At 59.8% G+C, this 14,292-nt stretch carries 15 protein-coding genes and 1 pseudogene; 9 read left to right on the top strand and 7 right to left on the bottom strand.

The features are described from left to right. The first annotated feature begins 1,196 nt into the window (after nt 1-1,196). From CO666_RS34780 to CO666_RS31530, 3 genes are all read left to right on the top strand, one after another. A complete protein-coding gene (locus CO666_RS34780) occupies nt 1,197-2,330 on the top strand; it encodes a phosphoribosyltransferase domain-containing protein (protein ID WP_011053330.1) in 1,134 nt (377 codons plus the stop codon). A 114-nt stretch (nt 2,331-2,444) separates the two neighbouring features. Continuing rightward, on the top strand, nt 2,445-3,545 hold the full coding sequence (locus tag CO666_RS31535; protein WP_004675992.1) for a cysteine protease StiP domain-containing protein: 1,101 nt from the start codon (nt 2,445-2,447) through the stop codon (nt 3,543-3,545). A 158-nt stretch (nt 3,546-3,703) separates the two neighbouring features. Beyond that, complete coding sequence (locus CO666_RS31530; RefSeq protein WP_004675991.1) at nt 3,704-4,453, top strand: HAD family hydrolase; 750 nt, start codon at nt 3,704-3,706, stop codon at nt 4,451-4,453. 270 nt (nt 4,454-4,723) lie between these two features. Here CO666_RS31530 and CO666_RS35080 read toward each other — a convergent pair. Next, a pseudogene (locus CO666_RS35080) lies at nt 4,724-5,071 on the bottom strand (DUF4334 domain-containing protein); the annotation flags it as partial. A 327-nt stretch (nt 5,072-5,398) separates the two neighbouring features. Between CO666_RS35080 and CO666_RS31520 the strand changes: the two are divergent. Continuing rightward, the gene (locus CO666_RS31520; RefSeq protein WP_018447059.1) at nt 5,399-5,656 is read left to right on the top strand and encodes a hypothetical protein; all 258 of its coding nucleotides are present in this window, start codon (nt 5,399-5,401) and stop codon (nt 5,654-5,656) included. Here CO666_RS31520 and CO666_RS31515 read toward each other — a convergent pair. After that, the gene (locus CO666_RS31515) at nt 5,653-6,036 is read right to left on the bottom strand and encodes a hypothetical protein (RefSeq protein ID WP_026188834.1); all 384 of its coding nucleotides are present in this window, start codon (nt 6,034-6,036) and stop codon (nt 5,653-5,655) included. The two genes, CO666_RS31520 and CO666_RS31515, sit on opposite strands and share 4 nt — an antisense overlap. Before the next feature lie 459 nt (nt 6,037-6,495). Here CO666_RS31515 and CO666_RS31510 point away from each other — a divergent pair, with 459 nt between their 5' ends. Beyond that, entirely contained in the window at nt 6,496-6,993 is a 498-nt protein-coding gene (locus CO666_RS31510; RefSeq protein WP_018247142.1) for a helix-turn-helix domain-containing protein, read from the top strand. Between the two features lie 4 nt (nt 6,994-6,997). Here the strand turns inward: CO666_RS31510 and CO666_RS31505 are convergent, their stop codons facing one another. Continuing rightward, nucleotides 6,998-7,411 (bottom strand): hypothetical protein, encoded by a 414-nt coding sequence (locus tag CO666_RS31505; RefSeq protein WP_004672597.1) that lies wholly within the window; start codon nt 7,409-7,411, stop codon nt 6,998-7,000. Nucleotides 7,412-7,420: 9 nt separating this feature from the next. Then, entirely contained in the window at nt 7,421-7,969 is a 549-nt protein-coding gene (locus CO666_RS31500; protein WP_004672596.1) for a hypothetical protein, read from the bottom strand. A gap of 254 nt (nt 7,970-8,223) precedes the next feature. On the opposite strand from CO666_RS31500, the gene CO666_RS34360 reads away from it, so the two are divergent. From CO666_RS34360 to CO666_RS31485, 4 genes are all read left to right on the top strand, one after another. Then, nucleotides 8,224-8,382, top strand: coding sequence for a hypothetical protein (locus CO666_RS34360; protein ID WP_004672595.1), 159 nt, complete (start codon nt 8,224-8,226; stop codon nt 8,380-8,382). 94 nt (nt 8,383-8,476) lie between these two features. Beyond that, nucleotides 8,477-9,439, top strand: coding sequence for a SctD/MshK family protein (locus CO666_RS31495; protein ID WP_018247141.1), 963 nt, complete (start codon nt 8,477-8,479; stop codon nt 9,437-9,439). 23 nt (nt 9,440-9,462) lie between these two features. Then, the gene (locus CO666_RS31490; RefSeq protein WP_018247140.1) at nt 9,463-11,394 is read left to right on the top strand and encodes a flagellar biosynthesis protein FlhA; all 1,932 of its coding nucleotides are present in this window, start codon (nt 9,463-9,465) and stop codon (nt 11,392-11,394) included. Between the two features lie 42 nt (nt 11,395-11,436). Beyond that, nucleotides 11,437-12,351 carry a pectate lyase gene (locus CO666_RS31485; RefSeq protein ID WP_004672592.1) on the top strand — a complete coding sequence of 305 codons (915 nt, stop codon included), beginning with the start codon at nt 11,437-11,439 and terminating at the stop codon, nt 12,349-12,351. A 60-nt stretch (nt 12,352-12,411) separates the two neighbouring features. Here the strand turns inward: CO666_RS31485 and CO666_RS31480 are convergent, their stop codons facing one another. Genes CO666_RS31480 through CO666_RS31470 form a run of 3 tightly spaced genes read right to left on the bottom strand, consistent with a single transcriptional unit; the run spans nt 12,412 to nt 14,285 of the window. Beyond that, entirely contained in the window at nt 12,412-13,209 is a 798-nt protein-coding gene (locus CO666_RS31480; RefSeq protein WP_011053325.1) for an EscU/YscU/HrcU family type III secretion system export apparatus switch protein, read from the bottom strand. Continuing rightward, a complete protein-coding gene (locus tag CO666_RS31475) occupies nt 13,196-14,005 on the bottom strand; it encodes an EscT/YscT/HrcT family type III secretion system export apparatus protein (RefSeq protein WP_004672591.1) in 810 nt (269 codons plus the stop codon). The genes CO666_RS31480 and CO666_RS31475 overlap by 14 nt, the downstream gene beginning before the upstream one ends. Before the next feature lie 10 nt (nt 14,006-14,015). Further along, a complete protein-coding gene (locus CO666_RS31470) occupies nt 14,016-14,285 on the bottom strand; it encodes a flagellar biosynthetic protein FliQ (protein ID WP_004672590.1) in 270 nt (89 codons plus the stop codon). Nucleotides 14,286-14,292 lie beyond the last annotated feature (7 nt).

The following is a 14,292-nucleotide window of genomic DNA, read 5'->3' as shown; positions in this document are numbered from 1 at the left end:
TGGCCGCCCGCAAAGCCGATCACCCGCTACAGCGCAACGAGAAGCGCGCGGGCGCTCGGCTTTACTCCCTACCGTCAGCTACACCAGGTGCTGGGACACGATCCGCGTTGCCGGTTGCTCACACCGCGCCACTTGGCGTATCAAAACCGCCGAGGCTCTAATCGCCGCTGGATGAAAGTTCAGTGGCAGGTCACGCAGGCTCAAGACCCTCAAGGGCCTCACACTACGAGTTCGTCTGCAAGACATAGACTTCGCAGCCTGAACGTTTCACCCTCGATCCGCTCCATGAAAATGCCGGGACTGAACAACGACGGCTGAGTGCAGGCATCAAGACTTAAGTCTGTCGTAAAGCAGACAAAGCGAATACAAACGTGGTGCGAACTGTCGGCTATTGGCTGACACGAAGATGCAGAACCCTCGACGTGCTGGAGGTGCCCCAGGCACCTGCTATCATCGCAGGTTGGGGCCAAGGCTGGCCTGCTCTGATCCCCGGTAGTGGGCGGGGTACACCCTGCCGATTTCAATGAAGCTACGCCTTTTTTCCCGGCTGATCTCGTCCACCGTTCAAAGGCCCAACCGCCACGTCAGCAGCGTTTAGGCGAATATACGCTCCAGCATCTCTCTTAACTGCAGCGCTTCGCCGCCATCTGAGGTTTCGCGACCGCACGCGCTTGCCATGGCAGGTCCCGCAATCCGTCGCCCAAAGCCGTTATGGATGCAATACGAAATTTCCCGGCAATCTGGACATCTGCCGCGTGAGACCTGGAATGCAATATTCGAGTTCTGGTGCCTATTCAGCTCGCATTCGTGCTGCATGTCCGAGTGGCACGTCCCTTGCTTCACTTCATGCTACTGATTCACCGCAGAGAGCGAGGATGAACTGACGTAAACTCTATTTCTATCGCCCCAGTCGCTTTGTCGGAGATGGGTCACGAGCCGCATCGACGGGGCAGGAAGGCCTCAGATCGGGATTTAGCCCCAACGAAGCTGAAACCAGGGAGGCGCTCGCGCCGTGCTGGCCTTCGCGCCAAGGGCCGGCGAATTCTCCTGCGATATCGTGGCGCGGATGCACTCTGAGCCTCGAGAGGTAAGTGCTACCCTGCTCGTCAACGAGACGCCAATGAGCGTGCGGCGTCACGGAAACATATGGCACGGATTTTTTCCACGGTAAACGTCCGTACTTTCGAAAGCTGGCAATGGTGAATCCTTCAACATACTCTGCGCAACTCGCCGACGGCACTATCTCGGTTCACGTGGATCGAAGCCTTGTACCCCCCATCGAGATGTTCGGCTTCGGGCAGCGAATCAACCCGAACCGCTCGTTTCTGTTTGTTTCCAAGGTTCTTGGTCGATTCCTGCCGATCCGCCCTTCGGTCATGGGAAATGCATTCGACCTCCTTGCACGTCAGATTCCTGCCGATATTCCTGGTCCGGTTTTGTTCATCGGAATAGCCGAAGCGGGCATTGGCCTTGGTGCGGGTGTCCATCGGCGGTTCCGCGAACTCACTGGTCGCGGCGATGCAATATATATCTGCTCCACTCGCCATGATCTTAAACTGCCGCTGCTGTGCGAATTTGAGGAAGAGCATAGCCATGCCCCGCGGCACCTCCTGCACGAACCATGCGAGGCAAGGCTCCGCGACTTGGTTCATGGTGCGACCGGCTTGGTACTCGTTGACGATGAGGCTTCGACAGGTAAGACATTTGCCAACATCTTCGCTGCCCTTCCCGCAAAAATTCGTTTGAAGCTGAAGCACACAGTCCTACTTACGCTTACCGACTGGTCAGAAGGCGCTGCCCGCGCGGAGATCACGGGAACAGTCAGTGAGGCTACTATCGTTTCCGGACGGTACAGTTGGACTCCGCGTGGGGATTTCACGGCAGCTACTCCGCAGGTCCCTTCCTGTGACCGTCCTAAGCGGCCCGAGGTCTGTCCCGACGTCGCTCGAGACTGGGCGCGTCTCGGCGTCGTCGATCACTTGCAGGGTCTCAATGCAAACGCTGCCGATGACGGGATTACCCTCGTACTCGGAACGGGCGAACACGTGTGGCAGCCCTTCCTGCTTGCGGAGCGCTTGGAAAAGGAGGGCGCTGAGGTTTTCTATTCATCCGTGACGCGTTCTCCCCTGTCGAAAGGCCACGCGATCGGTTCAGTACTTTCGTTCTCCGACAACTACGGCGGAACAGTTCCACATTACCTCTACAACGTCGATCCAGCGCTGTACTCGAAAATTATACTCTGCTCGGAGACAGGCCCGGAAAATGTCTGTGCCAGCCTGATGTCCGCACTGGGCGATCCCATTGTCCTTTCAGACGTAGAAGGTGAATGAAGCCGCCTTAGGCCATGCGGTCTGCCGCTTCGAAATCGGCTCACTCGATCGGACATTTCCGCCAGTCCACGGCGACACAACACTGCTGTCGCGTTATCTAAGGACATCACTCCCATGGGGGATACCTATGACAGCATCGCCTCCCCTGCCACACTAGGCTCCTACGCCGAATACGACGTGACGCTCCTTCTCAAGAGAGTGGATATTCAGCCTACTGACACGGCCACGAGGGAAGAGGCCATCCAATCCGGGCGGCGGCATTACTCGGAAATGATTTCCGCCGAGATGGCCCCGACCCGCGAATACATGGAGCTGTTTGCTAAGGCCATGGCCACTGGTGGCCCGCGCATGGGCGCCGAGACGGCACGCCTCGCCCTCGCGATCGTGCAGTCGGTCGAGGGTCCTATTACCCTTGTCAGTTTGGTCCGCGCCGGCGTGCCCTTCGGCATCCTTCTCAAGAGGGCCATCGCCTTACTCGGCCGGGACGTCGGACACTACGGGTTGTCGATCATTCGCGACAAGGGCGTTGACGACGAGGCTATGCGCCACATTCTTGCCAGGCGTCCTGTCGAGAGCATCGTCTTCGTAGATAGCTGGACGGGCAAAGGAGCAATTGCGAACCAACTCGAAAAGAGCTTCAAGGACTACTCAGACCGGCCTGCGCGGCTAGTTGTATTGGCCGACCCCTGCGGCTGCGCATGGCTCGCCGCATCGGGCGACGACTGGCTTATTCCCTCCGGAATGCTAGGATGCACCGTATCCGGGCTTATCAGCCGCTCGATCCTCAACGCTGCCCTCGTCGGTCCCGGTGACTTCCACGCCTGCGTCCAGTGGGATAATCTCGCGGAACACGATATTTCCCGATCATTCGTGGATGGTATGTGGAATGATGTCTCCACTGTGATTGCAACCGAAATCCCGAGCGTCTGGAGTATCGAGACCCGCCGGGCGCATCGCGATGCCGCCGCCGCTGCCGTCGCCTGGGTGATGGGGGAGGACGCCGTAACGAACATCAACCGAGTAAAGCCGGGCATTGCGGAGGCGACCAGGGCCATCCTGCGACGTGTGCCGGAAAAGGTGTACGTCTCGTCGCCAACCGATCCAGAACTCGCGGCCCTCATGTACCTGATCGACAACAAAGGCGTCCCGTATGTCGTCTCCCCTAGAAAGATCGCCCCCTACCGCGCCGTCACGCTGATCCGGCACGTCTCCTAATCTCCACGTATGTCTACTTACGAGCTCGGCGCGCAGGTCAAGGAAACTGAGATGTGACAAATTCCGTATCGTAAAATTCATTGCCAATGGAGAATCCGCGAAAGCTCACATCTGGCAATCGATCAAATATTTAACCAGTCGCATTTTGGAGTACGCATATGAAGCCCATTGCTCTGGTGGACCTCGACGACACCTTGTTTCAAACCAAGAAAAAGATACCGGAGATTGCGGAAGCCGATCTGGTATTGGCGTCCAAATCCATTAATGGAAGCAACTCCTATATGACGAAGATTCAAGCTGCCTTTGTCGAGTGGCTGCTCGTCTCCACGGAGGCCATCCCGGTTACGGCGCGCGGCTCTGAGGCTCTTTCGCGCGTTACGATCGCGTTTGAAAGCTACTCAATCGTATCGAACGGTGCCGTCATCCTCAAAAAGGACGGCAAGCCTGACGCCGAATGGCATGAGGTCGTCGCAAGGGAGCTCCGGCCGCTTGCCGGCTTTTTCGATAAGCTCCTCGATGAGGGCAGGACCAAGGCGAGGGAACTTGGCGTCCACATCCGGTGCTGGTCGGTGATGGAAGCTGATCTCGCGACATATGTTGTCTTCAAAGAGATTGACGGAGACGGCTCACGCCTTGAAGAGATTGTGCCGATCATTCGAGAAAAACGGGGTTGGGTTCGACACCACAACGGCAATAACCTTGCGCTAGTTCCGCCTGCGATCTCAAAACGGGTGGCCTCACAATTTCTGCTCAAAAAGCTTCGGACGGAGCATCCAGGTCGCCCAGTGATCGGCTACGGTGACAGTGTGAGCGACTTCTCCTACCTGTCCCTCTGCGACTGGTGGGGCGCTCCGGGTAACTCTCAAATGACAGACCTTGTCGTTTCCGCTGTTGCGCGTGAGAGATAGGTGACACGCGTACTGCGAACGTGGTGATATGTGAGGAGGGTGCAGGAATGATCCTGCACCTCCAGTCTTTTAGTAGAAACTTCCTATAGGTAAAACGCCGCGCCATATCGCGGTAAGAACCATGGCAAGCGCGGCGAGGATCGCGAGATTCCCGTCGGCTTTTACCACGAGTACGTAGAGCTTGTATTTCAGCATGATATGACCTTTCGATGAGCTCATTAGGAACTGCCGTCTCGACGGTTCGTGCCTTACTTGCGCAGAGCGAAATTTCGCGCCCATGATCCTCTCGGCGTCGATCCGCCGGAAATGGTCGACGATGGGTTGATCGTCATAGACCATGGCCGCGCTCTTGACGCAGCCGAACATCATGGCCTTCAAAGACGCGACCGGGCCCTCGCCCGCAGCCGGCGCTGGAGATAGGAAAACTTGGTTGCTTGCCAAACGCGTCCTGTCGATCTTATAAAAACGCAACGTTAGCCGAAGCGGGATCCATTTGGGATCCACGGCAACCAGCCGCCGGTCTCCCGCTCGAAACAGCAGCACATCGGCGCGCATGTCCGGCGTGAACCGTTTGCCGAACCAGCCAAGATCTTCGAGCACACCATCGAACGATGCCCCGTCGATTGGCGACTGTCTATCCATTCAAGCGGCCAGTGCGGCTGCTCGGCGTCACGCTTTCAACGCTGACGACCTCCGATCGGCAATGCACGACCCCAGTCCCAACTTGATCTCGGGCTCTGACGGCCCATCGCCCCGAAATAGAAAAGCCTGCCGCGGGAGGAGGTGCGGCAGGCTTTCCTAAAAGAACCGAACGGCGACCTGGGAGGAGGAGTGCCGCTGTTCCCACAGACGTCCCTTTGGGAGGAGGAGTGGGCCGTCTAAACTTCGAAGCGTTGCGGGAGGAAGCATCGCTTCGATGAAAATAGCAATACTCGGGCCAGCGCCATGAAGCCAGCGTCTATGTTGCACTGCAGCTATGCACCCGCCGCAACAATCGGCAGGACATCGAGCATTCCTACCCCTGATTTTGTCGGCGGCTCTGCCGCTGTTACAGAGTGGAACCGCTACAACGTCAATTTCGATATCGAAAGCCCCAAGAAGGCCGTGACAGTTCGCGGCGGCCCTGCCGTCATGGAAAGTAGCGCCGCTGGAGACGGTGGCCGGCAGCTAAGCTGGATCGGTGCGGTTCGCGACAGTCATTAGGGGACACCCGGTGACAGACAGTATGAAGTGGCAGTCGCTCCCAGAAGCGCAAGATGTTCTGCGGGTATGTTTTCACCGTTAAGACCCGGCTGTACAATCCCGATCCGGTACTCGATGAACTTGCGTTGGGCAGCCTTTCGAAGCGTGGCCAAGTCATTCAGGCTGCCTCGAATGAAACGGGCCCGGCCCTTAAGATGTGATGTTTCTCTCACGGTCAGGTGGTTGATGAGGTTCTTCAAGCTCCATGTCCCCTTCACCCCCTTCTGTGCTTGACCGCAAACGAGGTAAAGATCGTCCGCCCGGCGCCCCATTACTGCCTGCGAGTATTTCAGATGCCAGAGAAGTACGGTGACGGTATCGTCCGTCTCCTCGATCGCCACGACGTCCGCGCTCTCCCAGGTGTCATCGTCATCTCTTCCGGGAGAGTGGGCAGACAATCCTCGCAATGGGCGTTCCGCTGATCGCACCTCCTTTGGTTTTCTGACCACTTTACCGCCCGAAGCGTGACCTCTCGCTTTTGAGGCAAGTGTCCGAGCGTAAAGGGAAGCCATTGGATCTTGTAAAGAATTCGGTTGCGCAGCGGGCGGATTCCCGCTATCTTTTTCGATAGGGCAGTACGCGCTGCCCTGGGGTGTGGAAACCCCTACACGTGGTTGATGCCGGCCGTAACGGCATCACACTCCTTGACCTTCGGTCGAGGAGCCTGTGGCGTATGTCCAGGTTCCTCGGAACTAAAGGCCACAGGACCGTCGTGTACGGTTTCCAACTCCCCGATCAGTGGGTTTAGCGAGTTTTCAGCGGGGGCGCACCGCGTGAAACTCTCCATCGGGGTATCCACCATGAAGCGCTATGCAGCAGCACAGGTCCGGACTTCGAGGCCTGCGCAAGCCGAACAGTCGAATGTAGCGCGCGAGTTGGTGCATCCAGTTGATCGGCATGTCGGACAGCAAATCCGTATCCGCCGAATGCAGTCGAATGTATCCCTAGGGGATCTCGGCGCCGGCATCGGGGTCAGTTTGCAGCAGGTACAAAAATATGAAAGCGGTAAGAACCGCGTCAGCGCTTCGATGCTCTACGAGCTTGCCAATTGCCTCAAGATCCCTGTTTCGAGGTTTTTCGAAGGTCTTCCAGATCCCGAAACCACTCAGGGCCAGCAAATCATAACAGAGATCGATGAGAAGATTGCCTACATTTCCACGGCGGAGGGACGGCGTCTGATAGACGACGTTTTGCTCCTTTCTCCGCGTGTGCGCAGCCGGGTCGTTGCCCTCGTCAGCTCGATTGTCGAGGAAGAGATGGAAGAACAGAAGCCGGTTGGTTCATCTGCTGGTTCTTAGCTCCCTACCGGTCGATTTTCTCCGCTGCTTCAAGCGAAAATTCGGTGCGCAATACCGCCTTCTGTGCCCGCGAAAAATCGGCGGCGACGTGTTCTGCCCGCTCTTGCGCAGCCAGCCGGTCGGCTTTGCGCTGCGCAAGCGATAGGCCGGCAACGGCTTCATGGCTGCGCAATACGGATTGTCGCATCAGCGCGTCCTGAAGCTCGGCGGCGGAGATAGCGCCGCTCTTGCGCAATGCGTCGACGACAGGATTGCCGGCGGCCAGGCTTGCCGCGATGTCGAGCGCTTCGGAGGCTTCCGTTTCCCGCTCCCGCGCGTTTTCGGCGTCCGCCCGCGCCTCAGAGAGGCTGCGGGAAAGATTATCCGCCCGCAGGCTGCGGATCTCCAGCAACTGCCTGAGAGACTTCAGCGCCTTCATATCAGCCGCTCAGGCACCGTTGTTCGTCGTCAGGACTTCCAACTGGCCGCCCTTGATGACCTTGATGCTGTCGGCTTGCGGCCGGCTCAGCACGTCTTCGACGGCCTTGGTGAAGACCGCGGGCCCGCGCACCAGCACCAATCCGCTGGCGGGATCTTCACGCAGCGCATCGTCCGGCAGCAGCGGGAACAGCGCGCGAATGGCGTTTTGCTCGGTCTTCCAGCTGCGGCCGCCGCGATCGAGGACGACGGTGGAGACCTCCTGCTTCGGCGCGATGATGATGCGGCTGCCGTCATAGGCGACGAAGAGATTGCTGGCATCGCCAAGCTTGACGAAGGCCTTGGCTCCGCTTTCCCGGACGGACCAGTGCTCGACCTTGCCGCTCAGCGTCCCGACTGTCGTGACCGGGATGCCGGACATGAAGGACAGCGTCTGGACAACTTCGCCAAGCGGCAGGGAGACGACATCCAGGCGCACCTCCCGCTCGCTGGCGCCGGCCGATGGAGGAAAGGAGGCCAGCAGTCCGATAGCGGCCATGTAAACAAAACGCGCAAACATCTGAGTTTACCTCACGATCCGGATATCGCCCGACAACTAATGAACGAAGGCAGGCAGTGAGTACGGAATCCAGTCTATTAATAATTATCCGATCTACTGTTGCAGATCATCGGTCCTCTGGGAACAGGACGGATATCCATTTCGCGCATTTGTTGTACATATCGCGAATTAATAACTTTTTAACATAAGCTATTGAATTCGATCTTGAATTCTGCAAGGCTCTGGCCGCCAAAACCATGCAAGGAGTTCAAGACATGGCTAGTACTTCGACACTTGATGCGGGCATCGGCTCGGCGATTTCCGCCTTCAAGTCGGCCCAGAACGAAGCGACCGAGCAGAGCCTGAAGGTTGCAACCGAAATCACCAAGATCAACGGCGTCGCAAACGCCATCAAGAAGATCGGCCCAGGCTGATTGAAACAATGGCGAGACGGGTTCGCCCGTCTCGCTTCCCCGCTTTCGAAGACAATAAAAGCCGCTCGACGGACGGTTCGGGAACAAGATGGTTATGGATCTAGATTCCTCTTCGCCGACATTCAGAGGTAACGCCGGCAACGCTGCGTCAGGCAGCGGCGGACCGGTCTTGCGCATCACGCGCGCCGGGCGCAGCTCCAATCTGCCGCTGACGACAGAGCGGCAGGTGGTCGGCGGCAGCGCCGATTGTGACCTGATCGTCCTAGGCGCCAAACCGGAACCCGCCTTTGCCATCAGTCTGCAGCGCTCCCGCGGCTCCGACACGGTGTCGTTGACCGCGTTGCGGGATGACGTCGTGATCGACGGTCGTTCCATCCCGCGCGATCGGACAATGACCCTTACGAAGAGACAGACCATCTCCTTCGACGGCACGATCTGTGAGCTCGAAGGTCTCGGCGCCGGGCGCGTGCGGTTCGCGCCGCGCCGGATTGCGGCTGCCGGCCTTCTCGGGCTGGCGGCGTTGCTTTTGCTGGCCGGCCTTTACAACAGCGATGCGCCGGCTCACGAAGCCCCGCTCGTCAGGGTTTCCGCCGCACCCGAACCGGCGCCGGCGGCGGCGGCGATCGCGGCCGAAATCCGCCAGGCCATTCGTATGGCGCAGCTTCCCCAAGATCTGAGCATCGTCGCCACCGCCGACGAAATTCGCATCGGCGAAGGATCGCGGCCTCTCGGCCTGCCCGACAAGACCAAGCTGCGCAGCATCATCGCCTCGATGAGCCGGCGCGGTTCCGTTTCCATCGTCGATCTCACCGCCCTCTCTTCCGGTCTCGACGGCTTCGTTGCCGCCGCCGGCTATACGCCCGTCAGGTTCATCATCGGCTCCGACGGCCGCCGCTACGAGGAAGGCGATGTCGTTTCGAGCGGCTGGCGCATCAAGGAGATCGGCAAAGACCAGATGATCGTTTCCCGTGACAGTGAGGACGATACGGTCAATTTCGCCTCTGCCGGCAATGCCGAGCCGAAGCTCGCCGAAATTTCCAGCAGCGAACAAGAATAGGCGATGGCGTCGGAAGCCGGATCATGAAGGTAAGGTCATCCGCCTTCGCCATGCTTGCGCAGCGCACCGATATGCTGCTTGCGGTTTTTTTCGCCTCCGTCGTGACGATGCTGGTGCTGCCGCTTCCGACAATCGTTCTGGACGTGCTGATCGCTTTCAATCTCTCCTTCGCTTTCGTGGTGCTGATCACCACGACCTATCTGAAGAGCGTGCTTGAAATCTCGACCTTTCCCGCGGTCATTCTGATCGGCACGCTGTTCCGCCTGGCCTTGACGATTTCCTCGACCCGGCTCGTGCTGGCGGACGCCGATGCCGGCGAGATCATCATGGCCTTCGGCGATTTCGTCGTTGCGGGAAATGTCGTCGTCGGGCTGATCATTTTCCTGATCGTGGCGCTGGTGCAGTTCATCGTGGTGACGAAGGGCGCCGAGCGCATCGCCGAGGTCGGCGCCCGTTTCACGCTCGACGCCATGCCGGGCAAGCAGCTCGCCATCGACAGCGACCTGCGCAACGGCCATATCAGCACGGAAGCCGCGCAGAAGCGCCGGTCGCGTCTCGAACAGGAGAGCCAGTTCTTCGGCGCGATGGACGGCGCCATGCGCTTCGTCAAGGGCGATGCGGTCGCAGGATTGGTGATCGTCGCCGTCAATCTCATCGGCGGCCTGGCGATCGGTATCTTCCAGAAGGGCCTGAGCTTCGCCGAGGCCGCCCATCTCTATACGCTGCTGTCGATCGGCGACGGTCTGGTGTCGCAGATTCCGTCCATTCTGATGGCAGTCTCGGCCGGTATCGTCGTGACCCGCGTGTCCGATGACGGCAACGGCAGTCTCGGCAGCGATATCGGCCGCGAACTCTTCCGGGAGCCCCGTGCATTGGCGATTGCGGCGGCGCTGACGATCTGCGCGGGCTTCGTGCCGGGATTTCCCACAGGCGTGCTCGGCGCGATCGGCCTGTGTCTGGCGGGCCTTGCCTTCATGGTGCATCGCCGGCGCGCCGGCCCAGCCGCGGCCGCATCGGCGAATGCCGTGGAAAGCGCCAATTCCTATCCGCTCGACAGGACGAAATATGGCGATCCCGTCATCGCCACCGTCGCGGTGGAAACGCTGGCGCGGCTTGAGGCGATGCGACTCGGCGAAATGCTGGACGGGCGGATCCGCATGGCGGCGCGCGCCGTCGGCGTCTCCGTGACGGTGCCGACGTTCAACGCCGATCCCCGCATGGCCGAGGATCTGATCCACCTTCAGGTCGAAAACGTGCCCGCCGGTCTCGTCAGCTGCGGTCCCGAACGGACGGCCGAACAGATTGCCGACGGCATCGTGCGCATCGTCCGCCGCCATATCGGCGCCCTGTTCAGCGTCGACGACGCGGCACAATGGCTGGGCAGCCTCGAACCGCGTCTCGGCAAACTGGCGATCGACGTCGCCACCCAGGTGCCGCTGATGCTGACGGTCGCGGTCGTCAGACGCCTGCTGGATTCCGGCGTGACGCTTTCCCAGCCGCGCGGACTGCTGGAAGTGATGCTGCACGCCGGCACCGATCACGCGCCGGATGCCCTGGCCGAAATGGCGCGCGCCGCGCTGGTCAAGCAGATCGCCTTCGGGCTTCTCGACCGGCGCGGATTGCTGCCGGCGCTGGTGCTTCCCGCCGAATGGGACCACTTCATCCGCTCCTATGACGCCGCTGGAGCGACCGAGAAGATCGAGATAGCCGAAAGGCTGCGCCTGCTGGCCGAGAAAGCCAGGCAGGCTCTCGAGGACGCCAACGAGCGGGGATACGATCCCATCATCATCGTGCCGGGCGAGTGGCGCCTGCTCACCCAGACGCTGATGATCCACCACAACTGCCGCATTCCGGTGCTGGCGGCGGAGGAGATCGACAGGGATATAACGATCGAAACCATCGGAGAGATCGGGCAAATCCGGAACGCTGCCGGCTCCAAACAAAGGCCGGGCTGATAGAGCAAGTGAAGTAGACGAGACCAACTGGGGATGAATGCAATGTGTGGCGTAGATGGACAAAGGCCCATAGACTTCGACAGAACCTCCCGTTTCGACCTTGAGTCCGATTGCCTTGGCGGCAGCAATAGGGCCGACACGGATTTCACCACCATCCGAACCCGCAAGGTCTCGCCCTTCGAAGATTTCTCCGGCAACCCGCCGACACTGACCTCCTATGTGCCGAATTCGCGGGAAACGTCGGAAAACGGCATGGATTCCGACCCCAAGGATCTGCTGCGCAAGCACATCAACTGGCAATCCGACTCCAAGAAGGTGGATCCATCCGACGAGAAACAGGCCACGACTTTGCAGACCACGACGGAAAAACCCGACCTCTCGAAAGAGGGCAGCGTCATCGTCGTCAACGAGCCGATCGTCGTGGATGGCGGCGTGTTCGACGGCAAGGGCGCGACCTATACGGCCTCGTCCAAGCTCGGCGATGGCGGCCAGTCCGAAACCCAATCGCCGCTGTTCATTCTCAAGAACGGCGCGACGCTCAAGAATGTCGATCTCGGCGAGAATGGCGCCGACGGAATCCACGTCTATGACGGCGCGACGCTCGAAAACGTCAATTGGCAGAATGTCGGCGAGGATGCGCTGACGGTAAAAAGCGCCGGCGACATCACTATTATCGGTGGCTCCGCCAAGGGCGCGACCGACAAGATCTTCCAGATCAATGCCGACACGAGGTTCTATCTGAAGGATTTCGTCGCTGACGGCTTTACCACGCTCGTGCGCACCAACGGCGGCAAGCAGATCGACGCCGACGTCACCATCGATGGCGGGGCGTTCTCCCACGGCAGCAACGTCTTCCGCACCGACAGCTCACTTGCCAGCGTGACGTTCCTCTCCGATATCACGCTGGACGATGTGAAGAACTGGACGCGTGTAGGTGACAACCAATCGGGCGTCTGAGACGCCCGACCACCGGAACCGCAAAGCGAAGATCAAGCGGGCGGCTTAGGCTCCCGCTTTTCATTGCCGGCCTGATCCTTGCCTGCGCGGCGGGCTGCTGCGCATTTCCGCGCCGATTTGCCGGCGCGCCGATTTCAGCTTCGGGTCGCCCTGGGTATCCTTGTATTCGCGCCGCGCCTCGGTCTTGGTCATGCGGTGTTCGTGCCTGAACAACGCGCGCGAAATGCGGATATCGAAAAACGCCGCCGCCACCATGATGCCGGCGGCAATGACGAGGATCGAGCCGAGGAGATGGGCTGTCGTGGAGAGCGTGCATGCTTCTCCGCAAAGAGGCGACCAGAAGATGCTGTTGAGGAAATAGAGGATCGCACCGCCGCCGGCGGTTGCGAGCAGGACAAACTTGACGAGCCCCTTGACGAACTCGGCGATGCTCGCGAGCGAAAAAAGCCTCTTGATGCCCTCGAACGGATTGAGCCGGGTGAAATCGAAGCTCATATGTTTGAACGATACGGGAAACCCCTGCCCGTCGAGGATCGACACCAGGATGGTCGCGGCAAGACCCATGGCAAGCGGCAGCCAGATGAGATCGAGCAGCGCCACGCCGGTTTCGCTCAAGCCGACAGTGACGGCGTCGGAGACGTCGGCTCGCGCGGCGGACTGAAGGCCGGCATCGAAACTGCGGGTGAAATCCTCGAGGATATCAGGCAAGCCCCAGGTGACGTAGACGGCGATGGCAAGGACGGAGATCGCAACCGGGATTTCCTTCGAGCGGGGAACCTGGCCCTCGCGGCGGAGCCGATCGAGCTTCACCCGGCTCGGCGGCAGGGTTTTTTCCTCGGTATCGTCATTTTTGGCCATGGGTCACCTCCAGCATGGCTTTCACCTCGTTGAATCCGTCGATCCAGAGATCGTGGAAATAGCTGGAGATAAAGGCCGTGTAGATGACGAGAATGACCACGACCGCGAAGTTCTTGATGGCCGGCAGGCTATCGTTCAGCGGGAATTGTTTCGACGAGCGGCCAACGAAGGCCAGCGACAATTCGAGCGCGCAGGTGACGATCATGAACGGGGCGGCAAGCAATCCGGCCGCTTTGAACAGCCGGCCGAATACACCGAGGATCATGTCGAGCGGATCGTCGGGCATGGCGGGCATGAGCTTGAAGAGCGGCCAGAACTCGAACGACTTGTAGAAAATCGCGACCAGATCGATGATGCCGCCGGCGCTGACGAAAATCACCAGGGCGATCGACATCATCAGCGAGCCGAGCGGCGCGGTTTCCAGCGCGTTGATCTGGTCGAAGAGATTGGCGGCATTGGCCCCGCGATAGACATCGGTCATATCACCCGCCGCCTGGGCCGCCCAGAAGGGAATGCCGAGCCCCATGCCGATGAGCGCCCCGAAGCAAAGTTCCTTCATCGAAAGGGCGGCCAGATCGAACCAGGACGTATCTCCGATAGCCAGCACCGAATAGGCGAAGGCGACGGAGGGCGCCGAAAGGCCGATTGCCAGGCCGAAACGCAGAATGCCGACGATGCTGAACAGCGAGAAGATCGGGAAGATCAGCAGGATCCCGAGCGCGCGGGCGGCGCCGAGCATGGCTGCGGCCGGTGCCGCGACCTCGATGCCGACGAGCGGAAGATGATCCGGCCCCATCCGCCCCGCCTCACTGAACCATGGTCGGGAAGTCGTTCAGGATATGAACGGAATGTTCGATCAGCGGCGTTGCCAGCACCCGGCCGAACAGCAGCAGGGTGATGGAGATCACGAAAATCTTGACGATCTGCGCGATGGTCTGTTCCTGGATTTGCGTTGCAGCCTGGAAAATGGCGATGATCAGCCCGAGAAGCGCGGCCAGGCCCAGAATGGGGCCGGCCAAGGCGAAGGTCGCCATGACGGACATGCCGATTTCAGCTGCGACCTGGTCTTCACCCATGGTGGCA

It is taken from the genome of Rhizobium chutanense, from assembly GCF_002531935.1.
Classification (GTDB): Bacteria; Pseudomonadota; Alphaproteobacteria; order Rhizobiales; family Rhizobiaceae; genus Rhizobium; species Rhizobium chutanense.
This window is presented reverse-complemented; position numbering and strand designations above follow the sequence as displayed.